Here is a 25,646-nt window from a genome sequence, read left to right as displayed (position 1 = left end):
ATAAAACTATAGCAATAATTTTGACTAATTTTGGCGCAAAATATACGTATTACAAAAAATCAAGACATATATTACAATAGTTGTGTTTACGCATTTTCTCGGAGAATAAACCACTGCTGTTGCAGTGAAATGTATGGGAGAGATTCTTTAAACACGAGTCCGGCTCAGTTTATTGTAGTTGTAAATTTTAGGATGTCAGCATCATGATTGATGTTAACGCACTCGCCCAAGCTGTAACAGCAATTTTGACTCCAGCACTACCAATTCTAGTCAAAGTAGGCGATGGAGCATTAGGAAAGATAGGATCGGATATTTCGGATAAAGTCAAGACTCTTTGGGTAAAATTACACCCTAGGTTACAAGCAAAACCATCAGCCCAAGATGCTATAGCTGAGGTAGTAAACAATCCAGACGATGAAGATGCAAAAGCATACCTGCGCCTACAAATCAAAAAATTACTCACTGAAGATACTGAATTTGCAGCAGAAATAGCCAAGGCGTTTTCTACAACTCCCACTGCCACTGCCACAGTCGTTCAGCAAGATGGCGGTATCTATGTTGGCGGCAATGCTTCCTTTGGGGGAGATGTTGCAGGACGCGATTTAAGCAAAGGTGATAAGTAAGGAACTATTTGAAATGTAGGGCAAATTTAGGGTGTGCTAGACACACCAGACGATGAGAAATCGCACGCCAGTGGCTACAAGTCTGGCAACCGAACGCATTGGCTTGGCTATACAGACTTAACCCGCCTGCGCGGATTAAGAAAAATTCTGCGTAGGCAGGCTTCTTTCCTCTTCACTGTCACCTGTCACCTGTGTTTCTTAAAATTAAAGGTATCCCGTGAGCGATCATCCTGTTGCCGAACCCCAACCATCGCCTACGTCTCCATCTGCTGATGCTGAAAAAAGTGAACCTCAAAATGTCAAACCGGAAGCATCGACGGGTAAGAATTTAGCTGAAGAATTGGGAGACTATTTTAAGCACAAGAGTAACGAAGCCCAAAATTTTGATGACTTGTTACAGCGTGGACTAGGAGTTGCCACAGTATATATTGGCGGTGTTCATGTTGTCGGTAATGCTAAGTTTGAGGGAGATGTCAGTGGACGAGATATAAAAGTTAATACTACTGTGACAGCAAATAGTAGTTCTGCAAAGGGAGTAGCAGGACAAGTTGCGCCAGTAGAAATTCAAAAAATATCTAGCGTCTACGTCCAAACCGACGGCTACATCCAAGCACAAAACATTTTACATGAGAAACATATCCTGATTGTTCGTGGTGACTTACATCTAGGCAAATGGAGTACAGCCATTTGTCTGCTGTCTAGCTTACACAATGAGGAAATTTTGGAACTTGATCCGATTATCGAAGACCTGGGTTTATTTGAGTGTGCCAACCAAGTAGGATATGTAATTGATAACTTTGCACCTGAAGGCGTGATTAAACTGAGGCGATCGCTACTCAACAGTCTCAGTCACAAGTTTCGTCAGCAAAATAGTCATCTCGTCATCACTCTTGACAGTCGCATTCCCATCTCGTTGGAAGATGTGGATGGATATATCGTGCATTGGGAGAATTTACCAGCCATTACAGACCTCTTGACAAAACATCTGCAATGGTATCTACCAAAAGAAAAATTGGCTATTGGTGAGACCCTGATGCAGACAGAAGAAGTCCGCGAACTGCTGCAACAAAATAAATTGCTACCTAATGACGTTGATAAGTTAGCAAAACTACTGGTAGAAGTCGCCGAAGACCAGCTAAAACTCAACCAGGCTCTTTCCCGCTTTAGCTTGCTAGTTGATAAACAAGTCTTGAGTTGGTTTGAAACCCATCCTAACCTCAAACAACGAGTTTTGATGATTACTCTGGCTGTATTGAGTGGTACAAGCGATGATACAGTTCTCAACGCTAGCCAGAATTTACAAGCGATCGCCAAACCACCGACCCAAGAAGATGAACAGTCGAATCGTGAGGAAGAGTTAAACAAAAAACTTTGGGATGAAGTTAAAGACGTTTGCGCTCATTTAGAAAAGGGATTAGGAAATCCTACTGAGTATGGTAGTCGCGAAGTTGACTTGATAGTGTTTGATATTCCTCAGTTTCAGCCTGCAATTTTAGCTTATGTCTGGAAAGTTTTGTACAAATGGCGCGAACCCCTATTAACGTGGTTGCATCAATTAGGATCACATAATAATTTTGAAGTGCGTGTTAGAGCTGCGGCGGCTGTTAGTGAATTGAGTAAGCATAACTTTGATATGGTACTCAAAGAAGTCCTGCGATCATGGGCAAATAGTGAACATCCACGCCAGCAACAACTAGCAGCACTCACCTTTAGTCTGTGCATCTATGATGACAAACTAGCACCACAGGTCTTAAAGTTACTCAAAAGCTGGAGCAATCTGGGGAATAATCCCCGTTTGGCTGGGACTGTGATCGCTGCCTATAGTGGTGTTGGTATTCTGTTTCCTGGTAATGCACTACGAGATTTATTGGCGATCGCTCAATCTAATAACCCATCAATATTTTTTGCTGTCGCTGAAAGCATCGTCAATCTGTTTAATGCAGGTCAGTATGCGGCTGTTTTACAAGTACTCCAAGATTGGACACAAGAGGTAGATACTTCCAAAACACACCAATTGGGTTTGGTTGTTTTTTTGGAATTGATGCAAATAAAAAAAGCACCTAATAACTCCAACTATAGCAAGTCACTTATTCTACTCTGGTTAGCAAAGGATACAGAAGAAAAAAAAGTCTATACACAAATTATTACTTCTTTGTTACAGCGTGCATTAAGCCTGAAAGCAACTCGTAATCATGCTTTAGATCGGATTCATCAATGGCTCGACTACGTAGATTATGATAGCCGCTTCTATTCAGTGCTAGGACGTATTATCTATAACTTAGCTATAGACGGGAGTAAAAATAGAGAGCCTAGCGAAGACGGAAAACGTATATTAAGTTACCTGAAAAGATGGGCTATTGCAGATCCTACCTGTTCTGCATCCAAGATTATTTCAACTATTAGTCAGCATTTAAATATTGAATTTCGGAGATAAATGTAATGACTACTTCATACAACCCTATTCTCAGTAAAGAAGAACTATCTCGCTGGGGTCTGTTAAATAAAATTCCTATTCCAGATGCTAATACTGCACTAGTTTTTGTAGGTAATGGAGAACCTACAATGATCATTACTGAAGGTCAAAAAGGACTAACCAGAGGAGAGATAGTCTGGGGGAAATATAGTCTAGTTTATAAAGTTGACTTGAGCGACTTCACCATATGCTTTGAATGTAAATTACCTTGTGTAACCGATGCGTTTGACTTCCAAGCTGAGGTTACGTTTACCTGTTCGGTGCGTGAGCCAGAGATAATTGTCCGTCGCAATGTTAGAAACATTTACTCAGTCTTGCAGCCTTTCATTATTGATGAAATGCGACGCATTAGCCGTAAATACGAGCTAGAAGAAATCGGTGTAGCAGAAAAAGAAATAAGTGATAACTTCAAAATAAAAATTTATGATATAGATATATTTAATTTTAGAAATCTTTATATAAGGCTATCTTTAGAAGCAGAAGCCCGTAAACTTATTCGCCGTAAAAAAATTTTATTGGAGGAGCATGAATTAGAAATAATACGGTTTCAACAAGAAGTAGAACTGCAAACTAAGCGTAATCAGCAAGAGTGTCAAGAGATAAAGTTAAGTCTCTTAGAGGAAATGGAAATACAAATGCTCAGACAAAATTTACAAAAGCAGAAAATGCAATTTGAGGAAGAACAAGTACAGCAACAAAATTTATTTCATATGGAAATGATCAAAGAAAGAGATAAATTTTACAAAACGATACCACATACTGATAAACGGACGCTTTTTGCTCTGCCAGTTGCACAACGTCTAAAAGGTGGTATTTATGTTGGAGGTAACGCTTTATTTATAGGTGATGTTGCAGGGTATAACGTAATAAAAGATGATAATAAATAAGAGTTGGGCATAAATATTTATAAAATTTATAAAGTGAATCAATATTGACGCTTCCGAAAAAATGTGTCAACTATTACCCAGTATTTAAGCATTTAAATATTTGAATCTCGGAGATAAATATAATGACTATTTCATATAACCCCATTATTAGTAAAGAAGAACTATTACGCTGGGATATTTTAAATAAAATTCCTGTTCCAGATGCTAACACTGCATTAGTTTTTGTGGGTAATGGACAACCTACAATCACCATTACCGAAGGTCAAAAAGGACTAACTAGAGGAGAGATAGTCTGGGGTAAATATAGTCTAGTTTATAAAGTTGACCTGAGCGACTTCCCCATAGGCTTTGAATGTAAATTACCTTGTGCTACCGATGCGTTTGATTTCCAAGCTGAGGTGAAGTTTACCTGTTCCGTGCGTGAGCCAGAAATGATTATCCGTCGCAATGTGACCAATATTTCCTCAGTCTTACAGCATTTAATTATTGATGAGATGCGACGCATCAGTCGTAGATACGAGGTAGAAGAAAGCGGTGCAGCAGAACAAGAAATTAGTAATAATCTCAGAGCCAAAATTCATCATGAAGGTTTCAATTTAAAAACTCTTTATGTCACTTTATCGTTAGAAGAAGAAGCTCGTGAACGCATTCGCCGCAAAAAACGTTTATCGGAAGAGCATGAGTTAGAAAAAATCCGGCTGCAACAGGAAGCAGAACTGCAAACTAAGCGTAATAAGCAAGAGCGTCAAGAAGTCAAAGCCGGACTCTTAGATGAGATGGAAATCCAAATGCTCAAACAAAATTTAGCAAAACAGCAAAAAATATTTGAAGAGGAACAAGCGCGAAGACAGGAGTTATTCCAACTCGAAATTATGAAACAAAGAACTGAGTTTTATTCCACGATGTTACAAGCCGGTCAATGGCAGATGCTAGCCCTACAACTGGCACAAAATCCACAGGATGTTCCCCTAATTTTAGAAAGTCTCAATCAGCAAAAGCTACTAGAAAGAGAACATCAAATCAAAATGCTCAAAATCTTAATTGATACTGACGCTGTAGAAGGATGGCAACTTTCTGAAGTAGGTAAACGCGCACTTCAAGAGTTAGTGGGTTTGACAGAACAAACTACTCCTGCACTAGAAGAAGCTTCACTCGAAGATAAATCTAGCAACGACAGCAAAAGACAAACACCAGAAAATATACCAGATGCGGAAGAAGTTTTTCCAGACTAAGCACAAGTTAGCAATGCTATAGGTTTTTGGGGTGCGTCAGTATGAATATTTTTTGGATGCAGCTAAGTTTTCGCACACTGACGCACCCTAAATTTTGTATATTGTTTAATCTAGAATTTGATTTAGTCATGTGATAGCAATATCATATGAATAGTAAAAATCAATAACATCAATATATTAAAAACTCTTTATTATCTCTAATTCAAGTGTTTTTTGAAAAACCATGACGGAATTAATACAAAGCCTAATTCGTCCCTTATGGCAATTCTTAATGCCAGTCCCGATGCCGTGGCGAAGTGCGATTATTGTGTTGCTTTTAATCCCTATTTTATCGTGGCTTTTTTTGCGAGCATTTCCTTGGTTAATTGCACAATTATCCCAAATTATGTTGATTATTAAACTGCCAAAATTCGTTCTTCAGATGGTACAAATTTTTGGTAGTATCTTACTATTACCAGAATACTTAATTACAAAATTTATACGTCAGCGTGCTTTCCAAATTCCATTTTTTATTTATATCTTTGATGATGTAATTATCGCCACGGTGAGTTTTGCTGCTCAAGCCTGTGAAGTGCTGGATAAAATTTTACAAAAAAGTACCAAAATAGCAATTTATGCTTTTAAAATCCGATGGTTCTCGTCTCAAGTTTTATTATTAATACCAAGCAGTCTTATATTGATATGGTACTTACGACCACAAATAGATGAAAATGAAGCTACAAAATTAATCGACAGTGGAGTAATATCTTGGTACTCTTTAGAAAATTGGGCAATAGATAATAATGAGAGTATATTACTGAATAGTTCTGCCCCTAGAATGTTTATTAGCGAATACTTTGCAGTCATTAATAGACAGCAATATACAATCGCCTGGAATAGTTTATCTGATGAATATAAAAATAAAGTTGGCAACTACAGAAATTTTTTGGACTGGTGGGAAAGTAAAGTTGAAAAAGTTGAAGTATATGGAGTTAGGCTCAAATCGCACAAGTCTCAATCTGCTATTATCGATGTTAGTATGCAATACCTAATGAGAACTACAAAAAATAAGCCTGAGACTGAGGTAGTTCGCTATCAATTAGTTTGGGATACTCAAGGCAACAGATGGCTAATTAATGATTCTGAATAGGTGACAGGTGATAGGTGACAGGCTTCCGCCCTGAGCTTCAGCCAAACGGTGACAGGGAAGAAAAATCAATGACTATTGACTATGATTCATCTGACATTTACCACACAAACCAAAAAATTCTAGAGTGTGGTAGAAAATTTTAAACTTATGAGTGACTTGTAGCTGGTCTTCTAAATCATGCACAGGGCATTGATGAATGGGAATCGAAGCACCACATTGCAAGCAAGTCAAGTGGTGTTTATCTTGAAGTGCCATACTATACAAAGCTTCACCATTAGATAAAGTCCGTACTTGCACCAGACCTTCGAGTTTTAAGGCTTCCAAGGAGCGATAAACCGTGGCTAAACCCATACTCTGATTACGATTTCGTAGTTCTACATAAATATCTTGGGCAGAAATCCCTTGTTTCATGGTTTGCAGGAGGTTTAAAATGCGCTCTTGGCTGCGGGTGCGTATGGCTCTCATAGACATTTGTTTAATAGTAGAAGCTGTTAAGACTGCCCAATTAATAAATTAACTGTAACGGCTTTATAATCTTATTTTTACCTAGTTGGAACAGAAAGTTATAGTATAGCGATCGCAGCATTCAGCAAAAACCTGTGCAAACCAAGTATCTAGCCAAAATTTTTGTCACCCTTCGTCCTTCAGTCTTAGATCCGGCTGGTGTGGCTGTACAATCTGGTCTCCAGCAGATGGGATACAATACCGTAGAAAATGTACGGATTGGTAAGTACATTGAATTGACGATTACATCCTCTGATGAAACTAAAGCACGTCAGGACATGGAGCGCATCTGTGACCAAATGTTAGCAAATCCTGTCATTGAAAATTACCGTTTTGATTTAATTGAGGTCGAAACTCAAACGGGAGTGTTTTAGGGATAGGGGACAGGGGATAGGTGACAGGTGACAGGGAAGAGAAGGGAGAGATTTATTAGGGGTGTAAGGGTTTAAGGGTTTAAGGGTGTAAGGGTGTAGGGGTTGAAGGTGTTGGAGGGGGATTGAAAAAGAGTCCAACACCGTTTCCCCAAACAGGGCTTTTAACCCAAGGGTTGGATTGGCTGCTCTTTCTTCCCCCTACACCCCTACACCCCTACACCCCTACACCCCTACACCCGCCCCAACGGGGCTTGGCTTGGTAACTCATACCCAATTCCCCATGCCCTATCATGCCCCATACCCAATGCCCAATGCACCACGCCCAATTACCAATTCCCATAGATTCTTGATTAATTATGAAATTTGGTGTTGTAGTTTTTCCAGGTTCTAATTGCGATCGCGATGTTGCTTATGTCACCAGAGACTTGCTAGGACAGCCCACTCGCATGGTTTGGCATCAAGATACAAATATTGATGATTTGGATGCCATTATCGTCCCTGGGGGGTTTAGCTACGGTGATTATTTGCGCTGTGGTGCGATCGCCCGATTCTCGCCTGTGATGCAGCAGGTAATTGCCCACGCCCAAAAGGGTAAGTTAGTCTTGGGGATTTGTAATGGTTTTCAGGTATTAACTGAAGCCGGACTTTTGCCGGGGATACTTACCAGAAACCGAGATTTGCATTTTATCTGCGATCGCGTCCCTTTAAAAATTGAAAGCACAAATAGTCCTTGGACACAGGCTTATACCACTGGTGAAGTTATCACTTTACCAATTGCCCACGGAGAAGGACGATTTTATGCGGATAAGGCGACTTTATCTGAGATTGAAGATAAAGGGCAGGTAGTCTTACGTTATGCAGGCGAAAACCCCAATGGTTCACTAAATAACATTGCAGGGATTTGCAATCGTCAGGGTAATGTTGTCGGTATGATGCCACACCCAGAAAGAGCATCTGATCCCGTAATTGGGGGTGATGATGGGTTAAAATTGTTTAAAGGTTTGCTAGAAAAGGTAGTAGCCTTGGCGTAATTTTGACCTTCACACAGATGATAATTCAACAAGATAGAGGCACAGTCTGACTGTGCCTTTTTATGATGTATCAAAATATCAATGTATGTGAAGAATTACACAACAGAGGCATGGCAAGAGAAAATGTGAAAGGAATCAATTACAATTATTTTTATTTTTTTGCTGAGGAAGGTTAACTAAAGGCGACATAAATAAATTGAGTCTGTATAGTTAATTTTATTAGAGCATTATCCCTTGGATTATCAAATGTCACCCTCGGATGCGGAAAATAAATTTATCACATGGATACAATCTTTTGATTATCGTGTTTTACAACACCAAGAAGATGTAGACACTAAGTTTATTCTACCAATGTTTCATCATCTCTGTTACCCAGAGGAATCTTGTTCTAGAAAATGTAGTTTGAATGCTGAAACTAAGGAAAGTCAAGCAAACAAACTAGAAAACGTGCAAATTTATTTTTCTACTGATGATGTAGTCAAACAAAATGCTGATACGTCATTAATTATTATTATTTATTTATCTCCCCAAGCAAATAATTTTCAAGAAGCTATTGCCCAAGCAAGATTCTACAGTATCTATTTAAGACCTTTATTTTTTGTAATCACCAATGGCTATCAAATTAAGGTTTTCAAATATTTACTCTATCATAGAGAAGAATGTATACTTGATAAAAATATTTATTCATTAAAACCTAATCATACAGCATTAGAATTTTATAATAATTATAATTTTTACTGTCTTAAAAATATTGATAAAAATCAAATTAATACTTTAAAATATAGCCAATATAATTTAATTGAAAAATCCTTAAGACGACATAATTTACCAGAAATTGTAGCTCAAACTGATTTTATACCTGCGATTGTACGAGAAGGCGATCGCTTAATTGTAGTCAAGCCTAAAGTAGTCATAGAATGTAACTTACCCAAGGCTTTCAGAGAGGGTGATTGTCTCATCCAATTTAGTGGGGTGATTTTAAGAGGTTGCAAGATTAAACTCAATCACCAAGATATTTTAGCTCAATTAATGACCGGATTGAATACTCGCCCTGAATGGGGATGCCGGAGATTTATCAAACAAATAGATGATAATGCGTTTGAAGTTAGTTTAGGTCAAACTACAGTTATTTTATCTGATTTAGAGACAGCAGATTTATGTTTATGTATTGACGTAATTTGCCAAGCATATAAAAAATCAATTATTGAATGTGAAAATATTTTAGAAACCTGGGATTTTGAATTTGTCGAATTTTTAGGTAGTCGGGGTGTGCATCTTTTTTCTGTAGATGCCAAACTATGGCGGTTAATGCACGATTTTGCTAATGAATTTAACTATGTGCAAGGTAAATCAGAATGGCACTTATTTCAGCAAGAAGAAATTTCCATTCGCGTAAGTAGAGGAATTCGCGATCATGCGTTTATTTTACCTCGACCTGTTAATTATTTTTCTTTATTACCCAATGGCATTATTAACATAGTTTATGAAATTAATCATATTCATCTCCAGTCTTTAGAAAATGGTGAAATTAATTCATGGCATCAAGATATTGGCACGCGAGGAACTTGGACAGCCAAATATACTAAACAATGGTTATTGAAAATTTTCATTCCTAAAGTTATTGATTATTATGCACAAAAAAATAATTTATCAGCATCAGAATTAAATAAAAATATTGCAGATTATGCTAACCATCGCACTCCTATTACAGAAATTAACGATATTCTAGAACTAGTGCCTTATCTTCGAGATATACAAGCTTGGTTAAATAATTACGTTGAAAATATTCCGGCTGTGCTTTTAAAAGAATATTATCAAACACTAACAAATCTAGTACGGAATACTGACTCATCAATAGAAGGGATGGACTATATTATCCGCAACTTGACTTTAATGGAAGCAGGTAATACCAAAGACAGAATGAATAGCAATTTTTCTCAATGGAATTTTAAAGAGGCTTTGTATTATTTAGATGCTCAAGTAGGCAGAATAAATAATTATCAATACGAGCAAAGTTTTAAAGCCGATTTAATCACTCGAACTTTTATCTGGATTATAGAACATGGCAAGACTCGGTTCTCTCAATCTCAATTAAATGCCACAAAAGAGGCTTTGTTACCACTCTGGGAACAGAGTCGGTTTGAAATGCGCTATGTAAATCCTGAGCGACAGTGAAAAATTAGAATTACTTGGACTCTCTTAACCCACAGCGAACTCAGTAAATTGTCGCTTAAAGGGGGAATGAAAAGCTAATACGATGTCTTTTTGGGGTATACCTCGACTAATCAGTTCATTGGCAATACCTCCTTCAGTACCATCATGTTGAATCCAAATTTTTTCGTTTTTAACATCTAGATGCAAAACACAGCCATATACACGACGTTTATTTGACCACCCCGCGTGGACAAGTTGGTAGCGATCGCGTTCTCTATCAAAAATAACTTCTGCTTCGACTTCTTCGTTACTGGCTTTGATTTCGCTGTAAGCTAGCAACAGTTCTTGAATAATTTGACGGTACTGTTCTACTTTTGCCATTTCACGATCACCTCATCTTCTGGGTCGAAAATAATCAGCCGGACTTGGTAACGTCGGATTAACAAGCGTGGTAGTTCTAAGGTAAAAAAAGAACGATAGGTATCTAAGGGAACGGCTAAATACAGAAGTCTCTCTGGTTGTTCTTCTTCAAGTGCTAGTTGATATTTGAGAAATTGTCCTAGAGCGGTACTAAATTCAGTTGCAGTAGATGGAGCAACAAAGCTTTTGACTTCAACCGCAATTTTTTCTTGATTTCGTTCAGCTGCTAAAACTTTCTCTGCACCGAGGTCAATGTACATATCCAAACCACCAAAACGGAGGAAAAGCGGGTCATTAGTGATGAGCCAACCCTCTTTCTCCAAAGCGCGTTTTACTGCATCATGGAATATGTCTTTCGCTGCCATAGATTGCTATAGCGTTTCCTAATCACATGAGATATATTATAGCCCCCTCCTTGCCTGTGGTGAGGGTTGGGGGTGGAGTTATTTTTACTCGACAACGTTATCGTGAACGACAAGCTACGCAAACACTATATTCATTTGTTGGGAAAGTCCGGGTATTCTTAATTTTATAATTTCACTTAAGGGAACACCAAAAAATAAATTATCCGCAATTGATAGTTGGGTAGGGTGCGTCAGTATGAATAATTTCTGAGTATAGTTAGGTTCTATCGCACTGACGCACCCTACAGATTGGATATTTTTTTATCTGGAAGTCCCTAAGCTAGACTATTTACTATTTTTTTGTGTTGCTAAATATACAGAATTAGCAAAATTTTATTGAACATATCAAACAATAAAACACAAGCCAATATATCCATAATTTGTGTTTTCGATTACTGCATCGCTTATTTTTTCAGAGATAAAATATGTGTCTTAGGAGTTCGTAACAACGGATAAATATATTGTTAATGATTTTGTAGCTAAAGTTTCAAAACTCAATTAGTTCTCCCAGCTATTTTTTCGCATTCTTGGGTATTTATATGACTTACAATTCCGAACAAATGCAACAGATTCTCCAAAAAGCTTTTGCTCGTCAGCAACAGGGAGAAATTTCCCGGCAGCAGATTATAGAAATTGCCTCAGAACTAGGAGTTTCATCGGCATCGCTGCAAGCGGCTGAACAAGAATGGTTGACCCAAGAAATAGGGGAGAAAAAGCGGCAGAGATTTCATGCTCAACGACGTGATGAGTTTAAATCACACCTAATTGCTTTTATTGGTGTCAATGGATTTTTGATTGTGTTGAATCTGTTTACAAGCCCTTCATATTTCTGGGCAATTTTCCCCCTTTTAGGTTGGGGATTAGGTTTGTTCTTTTCTGGTATGAAGGCTTATAAAACTAGTGGGGAATCATATGAAAATGATTTTTATGAATGGTCTAAAAAATTGCCAAAATAATTTACCAAAAAATAACTAAAAATTTAAGGGGTAGTTTTGCAACCACCCCTATATTCCCCTCATATTTAGAATTTACTTTTCGTTCCCTGATTGGGAAGTATATTTACTTTGAAAGATTAACTAAACTTTCAACTTCAGCCGAAGCTAGTGTTGGTGCAGTGAAAATCTGTGAGTAAAGACTTGTTGGCTGTTGTCCACCCACAACTGGTAATACTTGACGAGCATGGGCTGCAACTTCTACTGTTTTCACATCATAGGTCTGTGTTACCAACTTGGGATACAAACCGATACCGATGATGGGAAGAATCAAACAAGCGGTGATGAACAACTCACGGGGATTTACATCAGGAACTACAGCATCTAAATGTAATTCTTCACTTTGCTTACCATAGAACACTTGACGCAGCATGGACAGTAGGTAAATCGGTGTCAGAATCACACCCACTGCTGACAGCAGGATAACTACAACTTTGAAGCTGGAACTGTAAACATCACTGCTAGCGATACCGAGGAACACCATCAACTCACCTACAAAGCCACTCATTCCAGGTAAGGCGAGAGAAGCCATTGCGCCGGCGGTGTAGAGTGCGAAGGTTTTGGGCATTACTTTACCCATACCGCCTATTTTGTCCATCAACAAGGTGTGTGTGCGTTCGTAAGTCACACCAGTTAAGAAGAATAAGCTAGCAGCAATTAAACCGTGGGAAACCATCTGTAGCATAGCTCCACTGACACCAATTTCTGTGTAGGAAGCTAAACCGATGAGTACAAAACCCATATGGGCGATTGAAGAGTAAGCTAGGCGACGTTTGAGGTTGGTTTGAGCAAAGGCACAACAAGCACCGTAGACAATGTTAACGACACCCAAGATTGCTAAGACTGGCGCAAAGTAAACATGGGCATCAGGTAACATCTCCATGTTGAAGCGGATGAGAGAATAACCACCCATTTTCAACAACACACCAGCCAAAATCATCGAACCAGGTGCAGACGCTTCACCGTGAGCATCAGGTAGCCAGGTATGTAGAGGGAAAATTGGTAGTTTTACACCGAAGGCAATTAAGAATCCTGCATAAGCTAATAATTCAACTGCTTTGGGATATTCTTTCATTCCCAAAGATGCGATATCGAAAGTAAATGTATCTCCAGAGAATGCTAGTGCAAAACCGGATACGAGAATAAATATAGAGGCAGCAGCAGTATAAAGGATAAACTTGGTAGCTGCATAACGGCGTTTTGGCCCGCCCCAGATGGCAATTAGCAAGTAAACGGGAACTAGCTCGATTTCCCACATGAGGAAGAATAACAGCAAGTCTTGGGCTAGAAAGACACCCAACTGTGCGCTGTACATCGCCAACATCAAACCATAAAATAATCGCGGCTTGTTGGTTACTTTCCAAGCCGCGAAGATTGCTAGTGTGTTAATTAATCCTGTGAGCAAGATTAGAGGCATTGATAAGCCGTCAACGGCTAAAGACCAATTCAAGCCTATTTGGGGTATCCAAGCATATTTTTCGACAAATTGGTAAGTTGAGTTTTGAAAATCGTAATGTTGCCAAAAGGCGTAAATCATTAAGGCAAAATCGGCGATCGCAACTCCTAAACCATACCAACGAACTGTTTTACCTTCTTTATCTGGAATTATGGGGATGGCTAAGGATGCCACCAACGGTAAGGCAATTATGGCTGTTAGCCAGGGAAATTCAACTGGATTCATCACTTCTAACAATCGTTTTTTTTGTCCGCTTTTGATTACATTATATTAAGGAATTCGTACTTTTGTAAATGTTATTTATCCCTATAAAAAGAAAAATCAGGCTTTTCATAGGAATATATACTTAACAAAACTACGATGATCAGCATAAAAGAGAATAAATACCTATAAAATTTGACTGCAAGTCTATCCTAAATGTAAACTTTTGCAACGTCAATAAAAAACGGCAGCTTTAACTGCCGTTACAAAAGTTGATGGGACTGGGGAAAAGAAAGCAGGGGAAGCAGGGGGAGCAGGGGGAGAAAAATACAATGCCCACTCACTACCCACTACTCACTACTCAGCACTCAGCACTCATTACTCCCCACGCTCCCACTCCTAAATAATGCGATTGACAATCATCCATACTTCCCCGTCTGAACGTACATAAGGAACAGAGATGGTTTTAAATCCGGTGATAAATGGTTTGTAGTACACTTGCCAATACAAAGGACTCAGATGATCAGCACAAGCTTTTAAGCTGCGAATTTCTTTTGCTAGTTCCCCGGCGAGTTCATTAATACGTTCAGCATGGACTTGCGCCAGTTCCTTGGCTTCTTCTAACTGTTGTTGTTGCCTAATTAGTTGTGTTTTCCTAGGTAACTGGGCTAATTCAGTTTGTTTATGCTGTACCTGTGACTTTAAAGCTGCGATCGCATCATCTATGCCTTTGAGTTCCGCCGATAATTGGGGATTTTCTCTGGCTTGCAGGCGATAAGCTTGCACCATAGCCAGAGGGGAATCATGCTCACTAGCTATGACATCATGATTAATAGTCAGGTCAGCACGTTCTTGCTGAAGAACTTGAATTTCCGACTTGAGTGCTGCAATCTCCGACTGAATTTGCTCCAAAGGCCAGCCAGGGTTAAGTTGTTTCATTTTGAATTTTAAATTTTGAATTTTCAATTGCGCCTTGGGTATCGAGAGAAAGCGATCGCACTACAGCATTAATTCCTGTTTCTTTCCAAGCTGTAGACATCGCTGCTTCTACTGCTTGAGCGTGAGACACATCTGCTAAAGCCAACAGCGTTGGACCTGCACCACTAATCACCATCCCGTAAGCACCAGCCGCCATAGCCGCCGCATTCACAGCATCGTAACCAGGAATTAAAGCTTGGCGATAAGGCTGATGTAACTTATCTTGCAGGGCTGCCTTTAACCATTGTCCCTTACCTGTTTCCAAGCCGCGTAACAATAACCCTAAATGAGCCGTGTTGAAAATCGCATCTGCACGACTAAATTCTGTCGGTAAAACTCGCCGCGCTTCTGAGGTTGATAATTCAAAATCAGGAATCGCTACTACTGGGACGATATCACTATCCCAAGGAACATCACAGATTTCCCAGCCTGTTGGACTAGTAGCTGCTAGACGACATCCCCCCAACAAAGCTGGAACTACATTATCAGGATGTCCTTCCATTGCGATCGCTAATTCCATCACCTGCGTTTGAGATAAAGGCTCACCCGCTAGTTGATTTCCTGCAACCAAACCACCAACAATCGCTGTGGCGGAACTCCCCAAACCTCTCGCTAGGGGTACACCTAAACCAATCTCAATTTTTACAGGTGGCGGTGTTTTATCTATATATTGATATAACTTGACAAACGCCTGATAAAGTAAATTACTCTCATCAGTTTGTACTCGTTCCGCTTCCGCTCCTGTGACGTTAATAATGAAGCTACCTGCTTCCAGGCGGGTGAAGTTGAACTGATTATATATCGTCAAAGCTGCACCGATGCAGTCAAAACCAGGCCCTAAATTAGCAGTTGTCCCAGGAACATTAACCGTAACTGAAGAAACAATAGACATTTACAAATACTCACTAACCAATCAACCAGCATCCTATGTAAATGCACACCCATGAAATTTGCTGGCTGACATTCACAGCTAGGAAACATGATCATTTACAAATCTTAGTATAAAAGCATCACATATTGTAAGCCGACGGGAATAAATCAAAGGGGGTTAGGTTTCGCGTTAGCTTTTCCACATAACGTGAAAAGTCAGGTAGGGAGTAGGGAATATGTATCAGCTTTTTTTTACTGATTACCTGTTCTTTGTCACCTATCTATGCAATTAATTTCACTAATAAATATATATTTATTAGCATATAAAGCTTACTTTGATTTTATTAAAAATACTTAGAACTGATTTTTTATACAACAAAATTCTAGTAAAATTGTGTATTAAAAAAATACATAATTCCTATTTGTATTCAAGATTTCTATTAAATGTACTTTTTAAAACCAACTAATCTATCTATGGTATGAAAAATTCTTTATTCAAATTTTTTTGACTACTTTACAACTTGGTTTAATGATAAACATGAATAAATTATTAGTCTAATTCTGTTGCATATAGATTGAAATTATGTCTAAATATATTTATTCTATTTGATATAATTATATCAAAGATACTGTTGTTCAAGTGTAGTGACAGGTATGGAGGTAAGGATACTTTACATATAATTTTCCGTGATTACCTCATTACTTCATTAGCTATAAATTGCACAGTGTTTTGATGTAATTTAAATTTGATGATACCGTTTTGCATGAAGCCGGCTGTTTAATTTAATTTACAAAGACTATAAGGGCTTGCTGGCATGAGACTATCTACGTTAGATCCACTCATCCCGCTTAACTGTTTAAAAGATGAACTAATCAAGTTGCCAAAAGGTTACTCATTTTATGAAGAAGAAGTAATAGATTTTCTATCACGCCGAAGATGGCCTGAGAGCGATCGCCGTATTGATCGCACAACTTTCTGGCGTTGGAGAAATGATAATGGAATAGAACGCCAAAAGGTATTCAGCCGTTTGGATCTGCTTAAACTTTGTCAAATCTGCGACCACTACCGAATAGATGGAACTCGCAATGAATATTTGGAAATCATGAAAAGGAAACAAGAATTAGCAGTCAATAGATAAGAATTTATGTGTAATTTATGTTACTAGTTATTTAATCAGTGATAGTAATGGATCATGGGTAATAAGTTATTATTTTACCTATGCCAATTACTTAAATACATACTGCTTTAATGCTTGTTTAGGGTTCTAAGTAATTTCCCTGATTTTGATTAACTAGTAATATCAAACTCAGTACATAGATTCTTTTTAACCTACTTTCTCTGCGGCAGGGTCGGCAAAAGCTACAAATGCTTATTCTCTCGTTGACCCCGCCGATGTCTTTTCTAGTAAGGGTTACAGCGTTTTATTCCTATCTATTATGGTTTAATTTGGCTGTATGTGTATACCCCGTCGCAAATGGCATCTGGACATTAGGCTGCGTAAGGGGTTTAATAAGAAGGGTCACTTCTCTTCGGAGAAGTGGAATTAATGGAAACATAATCCGCTAATTGAAGCTAGCCCTAACCTAGAGTCAGTCACTTCTCTTCGGAGAAGTGGAATTAATGGAAACATTACGAGCATTCTTGGCTGGCGGTAAATGACTCCTGGGATGGTCACTTCTCTTCGGAGAAGTGGAATTAATGGAAACTGTTTTACTGACTGGCGCAGGATACAACGCAGGATAATAGTCACTTCTCTTCGGAGAAGTGGAATTAATGGAAACTCATCAAGCTTCATGGCGATCGCTCCAATCGTGTCACTTCTCTTCGGAGAAGTGGAATTAATGGAAACAATACTTTCTCTCAAACTGCGAACATCGTCCACGCCGTTATGTCACTTCTCTTCGGAGAAGTGGAATTAATGGAAACTTGTACTTCACTTTCTTCCCAAATAGGTACTTTAATATCTGGTCACTTCTCTTCGGAGAAGTGGAATTAATGGAAACTCGCACTCCAGAGAACTCTTCTTCTACTTGAACAAAGTTTGTGTGTCACTTCTCTTCGGAGAAGTGGAATTGATGGAAACTGGAAACACATTAATCTTCATCTACTTCCAGAGAGTGGTAATAATTTTTAATCATGCAGTCATATACAAATTAAATTTATTTTTGAATTTTGAATTGTTAACTGGGGATGTCGGTAGTATTTGATGTATACCCTAGGGAAGAGATTGATCATTGACAAGTTATTTCTAAAGTGGAAAATAGAATTCACTAGAAGTATGAAGTTTTTATTTATCTACTTGCGGAGAATAAAAAGTGTAGTTGATATATTACTGAATGTTGAAGTGTTGTTATGTTATCTATTGGAGACTATGTGCTTAATCAACAAACTGGACATTTAGGTAAAGTTGTTGGTTACGGCAACTACCTCATTAATAATGTATACACAGTTACATTAAAAGTTGTTGTAGCTGAAACTGCTAATTCGCAAAAGCGAGTGTTTGTAGTGGAAGATAAAGTGTCAGCATGGATTAGGTGGTCAGTAGCATAATATTCCCACTTTTTAAGAATGATAATGATTGTACGAGATTGTATTTTTTGTCTACAAGAAGCAGCTTTACAATTGATATATAAAAAATATTTACCGCCTCAAAATCCATCTGAATGTTTTGTCAATCCCCCTTGTGGTTGTCCCAATCCAGGAAAAGAACTACAGTGTGAAGACTGTGTTTATCTGGAAGCTTGTTTGTCTAATTTTAAGCAATTGGGGAGTAGGGACAAAGGGACAAGGAAGAAAACTAATGACTAATGACTAAAACAGTAAACTAGCAGAATTGGCATCTAAAAATAAATTAGCCTGTGGTTGTTGACGCAGGATAGATGCTGGACAATCTGTGGTTACTGAACCTTGGAGCATTTTTTGTATTATCTGTGCTTTACGTTGTTGTGGTGCTAGACAAAGGATTTTTTTGGCTGAACAAATCAAAGGCAATGTTACAGTAAAAGCGTACTGGGGGACGCTATCAAGATTCGGGAATTGTCCTGTATTTACTTGTTGTTGACGATTAGCGGTATCTAGTTTTACTAGTTTAACGCTGTAAGGATCTTGGAAATTGGCTACAGATGGGTCGTTAAAAGCTAAGTGTCCGTTTTCGCCAATCCCAAGACAGCAAAGGTCAATAGGTTGTGCTTGCAGTAGTTTGGTGTAGCGATCGCATTCTGTTAATGGTTCTAATGTATCACCTGCAATATAGTGAAACGTTTGGGGACTTACTCGCTTTTCTACACGTTCGCGCATATAGTGCCGAAAACTAGCAGGATGGTCAGCACTAATTCCCAAATATTCATCTAGATGAAATAAAGTAATTCGTGACCAATCTACACCACCCAAAGCAATCAACTCCTCTAAAAATTTGAGCTGAGAATTACCTGTTGCCAATAAAACAGCAGCTGTGTGCTGATGCTGGAGAATAGATTGTAAATACTTGTGGGTGATACCTGCAACGTCTTGAGCCATGTCTGATTCAGATTTGTAAATCTGTACTGAGAGGCGATCGACATGAAAAGATTTTGTAGCGGCTATCATTTGCTTAAGGGGACAGGGGACAGGGGACAGGGGACAGGTGACAGGGGACAGGGGACAGAGAAGAGAAGAGTGGTTATTTCGTTTTTTGCTAATGCTTAACAGCACTAGTACAGCACGGCGTAAATAATTAAAGGTTTGTAGTAAGGACTTTAGTCCTAAAATAAGGACTGAAGTCCTTACTACGAACTCGGTCATAATAACTTTATATTACTTAACATAGTTAGGTTTATTCCCACCGACTTACTTAGACTATTGTCACTAAATTAACAATTATTTACATTGTCCTAAAAATCATGCTAGCTGCAATTCTCTTTGATTTAGATGGCACTATTGTCAACACTGACCCTATACACTACCAAGCTTGGCAAGAAATGCTGTTGAGATACAGTATTAAAATTGATGAAACATTCTATAAATCTCGGATTAGTGGTCGATTAAACCCAGAAATCGTCAAAGATATTTTGCCACATTTATCACCAGCAGAGGGTGAAAAGTTTGCTGATGAAAAAGAGGAAATGTTTCGTCAACTTGCTTCCCATCTTAAACCATTAACAGGATTTTCTGAGTTAGTAGCGTGGACAGAAACACATCAGCTAAAACGAGCTTTGGTAACAAATGCACCTAGATTAAATGTAGAGTTTATGCTGGAGGTTTTGGAAATTAAAGAAATCTTCCATCAAGTTGTAATATCAGAGGATTGTGTAGCAGGGAAACCTGATCCTGAACCCTATCTGGTTGCTTTAAAACAATTGGGTGTTATAGCAGAACAAACCTATGCTTTAGAGGATTCCCCTTCTGGGATTCGTGCAGCGATTGCGGCTGATATCCGTACTATTGGTATTGCTTCAACCCATGATCCTCAAGGTTTGCGAGAAGTTGGTGCTTTTATGGCAATTCCAGATTTTAATGACTTGCAGCTATGGACATTACTAAACTCATCGATAGAGGTAGTCCCAAGAAAATAATCCATTATGTCTTAATTTTTGCTCTTCTCTGTGTTGATTTTTCCTGCAAAGCTTGGAGCAGAAGCAGTCTCTGATCCAACTTCTCTCTGCTCCTGATTAACTAAATCATTAGTTAATTCCATAATTTTTTCAAATTGAAAATTATGGGCTAAATAACTGAAATATTCTTGTAAAATTGTATTTTCTAAAGTAAGTTGCTGGATTAAATCTACAATTAAGTCATCACTACCTTTGGCGGCAGCTTTATATATTTTCCCCCTAATTCTTGAGGTATTTTATATAGTAAAGACAATCAAAGCAAACTAATTTTTTTTGCTCCACCAAGAAATTAATTTATTGTCAGAATAAAAAGCTGGTGCAACATATAGATAAAGCTAGTTTATCAAGTTTCATATTTATCACACAATAGATAGAAAAGCCGTATTTGTTGGCTTTATGTCTTTGTGTATAGGTCAACAATGTACCCTGTGGGGGAAGTTATCAGAAATTTATAAAGTTAGATTGTGTAGAGTGATAACCAAATAAATTCAAAGTTAATTTATTGCTTTGAGCTAATCTTTCATAAATTTAGGAGTCGCAAAATGAGTCTAGAAGAAAGAGCAAAAGCTACAGGTAAAAATATTGAAGGTAAAGCCCAAGAAGCACTCGGAAATGTGACCGGTGATCCTGAAGATCAAGCTGAAGGCAAAGCCAAGCAAGCTGAAAGTCAAGTGCGTCATGGCGTTGAAGATGTCAAAGATAACGTGAAGAAAAAGCTTGATTAACTGTAGTGGTTTTTAGGTATTTGAAGGCTTTTCCAGGTGGAGATATAGCATTCACAGTAGGGATATGTATATCATATCTCTACCTTTCTACACTGGTTCTGAGCATATAATTCATTTTTAATAAATAAAAAAATTAGTAAATTGTCTAGCAAAGATTTTAATGGGAGGAAAAAATATGATTCTGCTAAAACAAAGTCGCAAAATTATGACGACTTTTGTTTTAATTTTGGTGTTAATGATAGTTACCGCTTGTGGTGGTGGAACAGTAACACAAAGTGACCGTATTACCTCGCCTCCAGCAATTGGTCGAGACATAACTTATTCAGAGTTAGAGAGAGGTAATACCCCAACAGGGCAAAGTTTTGGTAACTGGGTTGTACAAACATCTAGGGGATTAGTTCAAGATGCTTATGTACGGGATAACAACAAACTAGGTGTTGTGATTTCTCCTCAAGTACGTCCGAATGAGGTGAAACCTTTAGCCAAATCTTTAGCACAAGGTTTTCGGAAGAATTTCCCCAATCAAAATTTAACTGTTCTGATTTATGGGCCTGACAAAAAATTAATTGTAACTGCCAAATACGATACTCAAACCAATCAGATTCAGTATACCTAAGAAGGGAATAGGTGACAGGTGACAGGCGACAGGTGACAGTATTTAATTTTGAATTTTGAATTGATTAGTCCCCATTTTCCCAAGGAGATGAGAAAAGTGACCAGCAGTGAAGAATACAGACGGCAAATCATGAAGGATTTGGCTGGAGGAAATATTGAATCTCTAGATGATGTGAGTAGTGATTCTGGGACTCAATACGAAACCTTCGATGATTTTGCTCAACGGACAACACCAGATCAACGCCGTAATTTATTCAATCGTTCCTTGCAACCAGAACGGATTCCCCCCAGTCAAATGGAACCCGAATTGCAAAAAGCGATCGCACAAATTAAACCCAATGAACGGGATGATGTCGCACGCGCCTTTTTCAAACATTTCAAGCAAAGAGGTTTAGACGATCGCCACCTAGAACAGCAATTAGGTCTTTCCACACACCACGCCAGCCGCATGAATGCTGATGATGTCAGTCGGCTTGCATCCTTCGCCTATCACAATCACCCCGACATTTTCCGCGAAGTCCTAGCCGAACAGCCAGGTATTATCAAGTTCCTCAGCAATCCTGTAGTTGCAGGGATTATCGGTATAGCCGCCGCCAAGTGGTTAGGTAGCCGCAAATGAAGAGTGCTGTTAGCGGTAGCGCGGCGTTTAGCCGGTTCCGTTAGCGGTAGCGGTGCATTGAGCAGCGTAGTGAGTGCCGAGTTTAAAGACTGTCGATACTCAGCACCCAACACCCAACACCCAACACCCACCACTCATTACTCATTACTCAGCACTCATTACTCATTACTCATTACTGAGTGCTGGGTTTGCAACAATTAATCAGTGGTTGATTAGCTATTTCCTCTAAGCCAACTGAATTAAGCAAGGTTGTCCACTTTGCCAATAAAGGCTCGTTATGAGGATTTTTAAGGCGTAATTCTGCTAAACTCGTGATAGCATCATACCAAATACCATTTACAGCATAAAGCGTTGCCTTTTCTGGGATTTCTGCTTGTTTGAGTTGTTCTGTTAATGTTGAATTTTGGTTAACCCTCTGCACCCAACCATCTGCATAATCCAGTTTTTTAGGTTGTTTTTTGTCGCATTGAACCCGTACCTTAAAAAACCAGTGATACATTTTTCCCACCTGCAACGAGGCTTCGGTTGGGGGTAAATTAACGCTGATGATTCCTGGTGATTCTGGTGGTGTCAGATAAGTACGATATAAAGTTATACTTTTATTGCCTGTTTTTTCTTGCAAAACAAACTCTATGTTGGCGATAGATGAAGCATTGTAGGGAACAAAAAAGAAGAAGTTAGGATGTTCAGCGTTTGTTAAACCCCAAACTTGAGTTATGGGAACAACCGCTTGCTGACCTTGGTTAATAGTCTGTTGATAGATTGGGACTAAGGCTGTTACTGTTTGACTCCCTGCGTCGCATCCACGGCTTGCAGCCCCACTTCTAGAACCGGCTGCACTGCGGTCTGGTGGTGGCGGTGGGGGGACAAATTTGACTGAGGCAAGATGATGATTAACTGGTAAAGCTTGGAGTTTTAAAGGATAGGATATATTGCTGGTGAATACTATCCCCAAGGCTATGGTTAATTGTAGGATTTTCATAATTTGTGGTCAATTAAAAATATATTTTTATGATTGTTTGATAGGCTTAATTACTGTTATGAGAATGACGGTATTAGCTCCTAAAGCGATCGCCGCAGGTACAAAAGGAATCCAACAACTGTATAGTATTAATATTATCAGGCAAAACCCGTATAAACTCAGGAATAACCCCCCAACTGCCCAGCTTAAATAAGTGGGTTGTCGCAGATATGCAGCAAGTAAGCCCCCAATAACAGCCCAACCCCAAACCCAAATCACTTCACCCCATATATTCCAAGTCCATAACAAAGGCCGCCCATCTAAAGCCGCACTCAACAATTGACTTACCATCTGTGCTTGTAAAGAAACTCCGGCGATTTCCTGTGACTTACCTTGAGAGGAAGCATAGGGAGTCAATGAATAATCCCGAAAACTTTCGGCTGTTGTGCCAATTAAAACTATTTTGTCTTTAACTGCATCGGCTGGTATTTTACCAGTTAATGCTTGCTGTAATGTGATGCGGGGAGCAATGGCTTCTAAGTTCGGAAACGAGCGATAATTGAGTAAAATCTGGTGTCCCAAAGCGTCAACACCTTGGTATCCTCCGGTATGGGTTTCGATGGGTTGAAATTTCAGCTGACCTAATTGCCATGCTCCATCAGGGGTAAATTGTAACTGAATTCCTTCAGGATATAAATAACGTAGAGCCAACTGCACATTTAAAGCATAGGGTGCAGTACAGGGAGATGAGGGAGGGGGAGTTAAAGCCAAAAGATGACGGCGTACCACATTATCGGCATCGATAACAATATCACTAAAGCCGAGAGAGTCAGGAGAAACTTCTGGCGGGGGTTTGATACCTGGTTTGCTACTTTGGGGGTTACTAACTTGACATACTGCCACAAAGCGATCGCTATTTCTCATCCGTTCCGCCAACTTTGGATAAGCCGATTGTACAGCATAGTCTCGGTATATATCCAAACCTATAACTCGTGGTTTATACGCTTCCAATTTGGCTGATAACTTATCCAAAGCCTCATCAGACAAAGACCCCCGCCTATTAGAAGATTGGGCTTGTACATCTTCTTCTGTAATTTCAATTACCAGTATGCGAGAATCTGGTTTTTCCTGGGGACGCAAACGCAGCATATGGTCAAACGCCATTAACTCCCATGATTGCAGGAAACCAAAATATCGTACACCCATTAAAAATGGTGTGATGACTATGCTCGTCAGCATGACCGCAGACAAAGCTTGTCGTAGTTTGATACCTCTCCTAGTTGGGGTTTTGGGTACAGATGTTATTTGCTGACTATTCTGGTTGACGTGTAATTCTCGCCATAATAAAGGCATCGTTGCCGGATTTTGATAAATTACAGGCAACCAAGTAGCACAGGGAAATTGAGTTTCTAGTCCTTGCAACCGTTCCCGTGCTTCTCTAACAGCTATGTATAAAGATTCACCGCGAGCAAAAGCCTCTAAAAAATACTTCAGAAATTCTTGCGCTACCCTATCAGGAACTGGTTCGCGCATGACGATGATTTGGGGTATATGCAAATCTGCAAACTCCCGCGCCAAACCCAAACCATCACAGGAGTTAAAAATTGCTAGATGTAAACCCCGTTCTACTGCTTTCCGCAAGCCATACTTTAATTGAGTAATCGTCAAGCTTTCTGTTTGATTAATATAAATTTTCCCCGCATCACCGCTTCCATCAGTAGCACTATGTCCGGCGAAAAACAAAATCTGCCAGTCTTGTTTCCATAGCTGGTCAGTCAGGTCTTTGCTTGATGGCTCAACTAGGAAAATAGTATTGGCGTGAGGTAATTCTGCCAAGATTTGACTGTCCGTTTGGATATCAATTCCCTGACTATTACCCAAAATTGCTAAAACCTTCACCTGTGATTTAGGCGGTGAGTTGCGGCTAACTTGTTCATAACTAGGCGCACTCAGAGCAATTTCGGCTTTGGGATAACGTTCTAATAAATCCCACAAATGCCAAGGTAGTTTTTGCAATCTCAGGTCATTTGTTTGTAGTAGTACGCGGATATGGTCCTCCGGTACAAGCTTTTCCAGCCATTTTTCACGGATAGGACGAAAACTATGGGATGATAGCCAAGTATTTAAGTGAAACCTCAAATTATCCGCCGCTTTTTGGCAATCTTCTAAGGAAAGGGTTTGTTTTAATTGCTTAGGAATACCGATAGGACGACCAGAAAATTTAAGTTGACGATAAATAGACTGCCATTGATGGTAAAAAAGGGGAATTTCTGGGTTTGGTGGTAGTTCGCCAATAATTTCTACAATTGGTCGGACATTTTCATCACCAATTTGCAATGTGACAGGAAATCCCGCCTCAAAACTTCCTGTGCCTAACTTTAAAACTACTAACTTACCCAACGTCAGTA

25 protein-coding genes and 1 CRISPR repeat array are annotated in these 25,646 nt (G+C 39.0%); of the genes, 16 read left to right on the top strand and 9 right to left on the bottom strand.

The genetic code is table 11. From position 1 onward, the window contains the following. Nucleotides 1–203: 203 nt before the first annotated feature. The 5 genes from L6494_RS12795 to L6494_RS12775 all read left to right on the top strand — a co-directional run bounded on the left by L6494_RS12795 (nt 204) and on the right by L6494_RS12775 (nt 6,344). Complete coding sequence (locus tag L6494_RS12795) at nt 204–623, top strand: hypothetical protein (RefSeq protein WP_237995438.1); 420 nt, start codon at nt 204–206, stop codon at nt 621–623. Nucleotides 624–840: 217 nt separating this feature from the next. Beyond that, nucleotides 841–3,057 (top strand): hypothetical protein, encoded by a 2,217-nt coding sequence (locus tag L6494_RS12790; protein WP_237995437.1) that lies wholly within the window; start codon nt 841–843, stop codon nt 3,055–3,057. A gap of 5 nt (nt 3,058–3,062) precedes the next feature. Continuing rightward, on the top strand, nt 3,063–3,983 hold the full coding sequence (locus tag L6494_RS12785) for an SPFH domain-containing protein (RefSeq protein WP_237995433.1): 921 nt from the start codon (nt 3,063–3,065) through the stop codon (nt 3,981–3,983). Nucleotides 3,984–4,105: 122 nt separating this feature from the next. Beyond that, entirely contained in the window at nt 4,106–5,215 is a 1,110-nt protein-coding gene (locus L6494_RS12780) for a hypothetical protein (protein WP_237995430.1), read from the top strand. A gap of 223 nt (nt 5,216–5,438) precedes the next feature. Beyond that, nucleotides 5,439–6,344 (top strand): hypothetical protein, encoded by a 906-nt coding sequence (locus L6494_RS12775; RefSeq protein ID WP_237995428.1) that lies wholly within the window; start codon nt 5,439–5,441, stop codon nt 6,342–6,344. Nucleotides 6,345–6,416: 72 nt separating this feature from the next. On the opposite strand, the gene L6494_RS12770 is transcribed toward L6494_RS12775, so the two are convergent. After that, complete coding sequence (locus L6494_RS12770) at nt 6,417–6,809, bottom strand: Fur family transcriptional regulator (protein ID WP_190697525.1); 393 nt, start codon at nt 6,807–6,809, stop codon at nt 6,417–6,419. 134 nt (nt 6,810–6,943) lie between these two features. Here L6494_RS12770 and purS point away from each other — a divergent pair, with 134 nt between their 5' ends. The 4 genes from purS (at nt 6,944) to L6494_RS12750 (ending at nt 10,428) form a co-directional block, all read left to right on the top strand. Next, entirely contained in the window at nt 6,944–7,222 is a 279-nt protein-coding gene (gene purS / locus L6494_RS12765; RefSeq protein ID WP_237995426.1) for a phosphoribosylformylglycinamidine synthase subunit PurS, read from the top strand. Nucleotides 7,223–7,344: 122 nt separating this feature from the next. Next, on the top strand, nt 7,345–7,485 hold the full coding sequence (locus L6494_RS12760; RefSeq protein ID WP_237995424.1) for a hypothetical protein: 141 nt from the start codon (nt 7,345–7,347) through the stop codon (nt 7,483–7,485). Nucleotides 7,486–7,578: 93 nt separating this feature from the next. Further along, the gene (purQ, locus tag L6494_RS12755; protein WP_237995422.1) at nt 7,579–8,253 is read left to right on the top strand and encodes a phosphoribosylformylglycinamidine synthase subunit PurQ; all 675 of its coding nucleotides are present in this window, start codon (nt 7,579–7,581) and stop codon (nt 8,251–8,253) included. 246 nt (nt 8,254–8,499) lie between these two features. Continuing rightward, nucleotides 8,500–10,428, top strand: coding sequence for a type I restriction enzyme HsdR N-terminal domain-containing protein (locus L6494_RS12750; protein ID WP_237995420.1), 1,929 nt, complete (start codon nt 8,500–8,502; stop codon nt 10,426–10,428). Nucleotides 10,429–10,452: 24 nt separating this feature from the next. Here L6494_RS12750 and L6494_RS12745 read toward each other — a convergent pair whose 3' ends face one another. Next, nucleotides 10,453–10,788, bottom strand: coding sequence for a XisI protein (locus tag L6494_RS12745; RefSeq protein ID WP_237995418.1), 336 nt, complete (start codon nt 10,786–10,788; stop codon nt 10,453–10,455). Then, nucleotides 10,776–11,192, bottom strand: coding sequence for a XisH family protein (locus L6494_RS12740; RefSeq protein WP_237995416.1), 417 nt, complete (start codon nt 11,190–11,192; stop codon nt 10,776–10,778). Before L6494_RS12740 ends, L6494_RS12745 begins: the two co-directional genes overlap by 13 nt. A 578-nt stretch (nt 11,193–11,770) precedes the next feature. Between L6494_RS12740 and L6494_RS12735 the strand changes: the two genes are divergently transcribed. Further along, nucleotides 11,771–12,187, top strand: coding sequence for a 2TM domain-containing protein (locus L6494_RS12735; protein ID WP_237995414.1), 417 nt, complete (start codon nt 11,771–11,773; stop codon nt 12,185–12,187). Nucleotides 12,188–12,290: 103 nt separating this feature from the next. On the opposite strand, the gene L6494_RS12730 is transcribed toward L6494_RS12735, so the two are convergent. The 3 genes from L6494_RS12730 to thrB all read right to left on the bottom strand — a co-directional run bounded on the left by L6494_RS12730 (nt 12,291) and on the right by thrB (nt 15,750). Further along, nucleotides 12,291–13,904, bottom strand: a complete 1,614-nt coding sequence (locus L6494_RS12730) for an NAD(P)H-quinone oxidoreductase subunit 4 (protein WP_237995412.1) — start codon at nt 13,902–13,904, stop codon at nt 12,291–12,293. 375 nt (nt 13,905–14,279) lie between these two features. Further along, nucleotides 14,280–14,819: a hypothetical protein gene (locus L6494_RS12725; RefSeq protein WP_237995410.1), complete on the bottom strand. Its 540-nt coding sequence runs from the start codon at nt 14,817–14,819 to the stop codon at nt 14,280–14,282. Continuing rightward, nucleotides 14,806–15,750 (bottom strand): homoserine kinase, encoded by a 945-nt coding sequence (thrB, locus tag L6494_RS12720; protein ID WP_237995408.1) that lies wholly within the window; start codon nt 15,748–15,750, stop codon nt 14,806–14,808. The genes L6494_RS12725 and thrB overlap by 14 nt, the downstream gene beginning before the upstream one ends. Nucleotides 15,751–16,543: 793 nt before the next feature. Between thrB and L6494_RS12715 the strand changes: the two genes are divergently transcribed. Both L6494_RS12715 and L6494_RS12710 read left to right on the top strand, forming a co-directional pair. Beyond that, nucleotides 16,544–16,867, top strand: a complete 324-nt coding sequence (locus L6494_RS12715; protein WP_237995406.1) for a hypothetical protein — start codon at nt 16,544–16,546, stop codon at nt 16,865–16,867. 380 nt (nt 16,868–17,247) lie between these two features. Further along, a CRISPR array of direct repeats spans nt 17,248–17,812; the repeat unit is 36 nt; unit sequence GTCACTTCTCTTCGGAGAAGTGGAATTAATGGAAAC. A gap of 269 nt (nt 17,813–18,081) precedes the next feature. Further along, nucleotides 18,082–18,279: a hypothetical protein gene (locus tag L6494_RS12710; RefSeq protein ID WP_237995404.1), complete on the top strand. Its 198-nt coding sequence runs from the start codon at nt 18,082–18,084 to the stop codon at nt 18,277–18,279. Nucleotides 18,280–18,540: 261 nt separating this feature from the next. Here the strand turns inward: L6494_RS12710 and L6494_RS12700 are convergent, their stop codons facing one another. Beyond that, the gene (locus L6494_RS12700; RefSeq protein WP_237995402.1) at nt 18,541–19,314 is read right to left on the bottom strand and encodes a glucosamine-6-phosphate deaminase; all 774 of its coding nucleotides are present in this window, start codon (nt 19,312–19,314) and stop codon (nt 18,541–18,543) included. A gap of 293 nt (nt 19,315–19,607) precedes the next feature. Here L6494_RS12700 and L6494_RS12695 point away from each other — a divergent pair, with 293 nt between their 5' ends. The 4 genes from L6494_RS12695 (at nt 19,608) to L6494_RS12680 (ending at nt 22,277) form a co-directional block, all read left to right on the top strand. Beyond that, complete coding sequence (locus L6494_RS12695; RefSeq protein ID WP_237995400.1) at nt 19,608–20,279, top strand: HAD family hydrolase; 672 nt, start codon at nt 19,608–19,610, stop codon at nt 20,277–20,279. Nucleotides 20,280–20,860: 581 nt separating this feature from the next. Then, on the top strand, nt 20,861–21,043 hold the full coding sequence (locus tag L6494_RS12690; protein WP_190701575.1) for a CsbD family protein: 183 nt from the start codon (nt 20,861–20,863) through the stop codon (nt 21,041–21,043). 175 nt (nt 21,044–21,218) lie between these two features. Next, entirely contained in the window at nt 21,219–21,659 is a 441-nt protein-coding gene (locus L6494_RS12685; RefSeq protein ID WP_237995398.1) for a hypothetical protein, read from the top strand. A 96-nt stretch (nt 21,660–21,755) separates the two neighbouring features. Then, nucleotides 21,756–22,277 (top strand): hypothetical protein, encoded by a 522-nt coding sequence (locus L6494_RS12680; protein WP_237995396.1) that lies wholly within the window; start codon nt 21,756–21,758, stop codon nt 22,275–22,277. A gap of 172 nt (nt 22,278–22,449) precedes the next feature. On the opposite strand, the gene L6494_RS12675 is transcribed toward L6494_RS12680, so the two are convergent. Next, the gene (locus tag L6494_RS12675) at nt 22,450–23,259 is read right to left on the bottom strand and encodes a DUF928 domain-containing protein (protein ID WP_237995395.1); all 810 of its coding nucleotides are present in this window, start codon (nt 23,257–23,259) and stop codon (nt 22,450–22,452) included. A 27-nt stretch (nt 23,260–23,286) separates the two neighbouring features. Then, on the bottom strand, nt 23,287–25,638 hold the full coding sequence (locus L6494_RS12670) for a CHASE2 domain-containing protein (protein WP_237995393.1): 2,352 nt from the start codon (nt 25,636–25,638) through the stop codon (nt 23,287–23,289). Between the last annotated feature and the right edge of the window lie 8 nt (nt 25,639–25,646).

Origin of the sequence: Nostoc sp. UHCC 0870, from assembly GCF_022063185.1 — a bacterium.
Lineage (GTDB): Bacteria > Cyanobacteriota > Cyanobacteriia > Cyanobacteriales > Nostocaceae > Trichormus.
This window is presented reverse-complemented; position numbering and strand designations above follow the sequence as displayed.

Excerpts from the sequence above, each read along its gene's own strand:
- L6494_RS12775 (WP_237995428.1), top strand. The coding sequence starts at position 5,439 with ATGACGGAATTAATACAAAGCCTAATTCGTCCCTTATGGCAATTCTTA.
- purQ (WP_237995422.1), top strand. The coding sequence starts at position 7,579 with ATGAAATTTGGTGTTGTAGTTTTTCCAGGTTCTAATTGCGATCGCGAT.
- L6494_RS12700 (WP_237995402.1), bottom strand. The coding sequence starts at position 19,314 with ATGATAGCCGCTACAAAATCTTTTCATGTCGATCGCCTCTCAGTACAG.
- L6494_RS12785 (WP_237995433.1), top strand. The coding sequence starts at position 3,063 with ATGACTACTTCATACAACCCTATTCTCAGTAAAGAAGAACTATCTCGC.
- L6494_RS12675 (WP_237995395.1), bottom strand. The coding sequence starts at position 23,259 with ATGAAAATCCTACAATTAACCATAGCCTTGGGGATAGTATTCACCAGC.
- L6494_RS12735 (WP_237995414.1), top strand. The coding sequence starts at position 11,771 with ATGACTTACAATTCCGAACAAATGCAACAGATTCTCCAAAAAGCTTTT.
- L6494_RS12740 (WP_237995416.1), bottom strand. The coding sequence starts at position 11,192 with ATGGCAGCGAAAGACATATTCCATGATGCAGTAAAACGCGCTTTGGAG.
- L6494_RS12745 (WP_237995418.1), bottom strand. The coding sequence starts at position 10,788 with ATGGCAAAAGTAGAACAGTACCGTCAAATTATTCAAGAACTGTTGCTA.
- L6494_RS12750 (WP_237995420.1), top strand. The coding sequence starts at position 8,500 with ATGTCACCCTCGGATGCGGAAAATAAATTTATCACATGGATACAATCT.
- L6494_RS12730 (WP_237995412.1), bottom strand. The coding sequence starts at position 13,904 with ATGAATCCAGTTGAATTTCCCTGGCTAACAGCCATAATTGCCTTACCG.
- L6494_RS12725 (WP_237995410.1), bottom strand. The coding sequence starts at position 14,819 with ATGAAACAACTTAACCCTGGCTGGCCTTTGGAGCAAATTCAGTCGGAG.
- L6494_RS12770 (WP_190697525.1), bottom strand. The coding sequence starts at position 6,809 with ATGAGAGCCATACGCACCCGCAGCCAAGAGCGCATTTTAAACCTCCTG.
- L6494_RS12715 (WP_237995406.1), top strand. The coding sequence starts at position 16,544 with ATGAGACTATCTACGTTAGATCCACTCATCCCGCTTAACTGTTTAAAA.
- L6494_RS12780 (WP_237995430.1), top strand. The coding sequence starts at position 4,106 with ATGACTATTTCATATAACCCCATTATTAGTAAAGAAGAACTATTACGC.
- L6494_RS12710 (WP_237995404.1), top strand. The coding sequence starts at position 18,082 with ATGTTATCTATTGGAGACTATGTGCTTAATCAACAAACTGGACATTTA.
- thrB (WP_237995408.1), bottom strand. The coding sequence starts at position 15,750 with ATGTCTATTGTTTCTTCAGTTACGGTTAATGTTCCTGGGACAACTGCT.
- L6494_RS12690 (WP_190701575.1), top strand. The coding sequence starts at position 20,861 with ATGAGTCTAGAAGAAAGAGCAAAAGCTACAGGTAAAAATATTGAAGGT.
- L6494_RS12795 (WP_237995438.1), top strand. The coding sequence starts at position 204 with ATGATTGATGTTAACGCACTCGCCCAAGCTGTAACAGCAATTTTGACT.
- L6494_RS12695 (WP_237995400.1), top strand. The coding sequence starts at position 19,608 with ATGCTAGCTGCAATTCTCTTTGATTTAGATGGCACTATTGTCAACACT.
- L6494_RS12685 (WP_237995398.1), top strand. The coding sequence starts at position 21,219 with ATGATTCTGCTAAAACAAAGTCGCAAAATTATGACGACTTTTGTTTTA.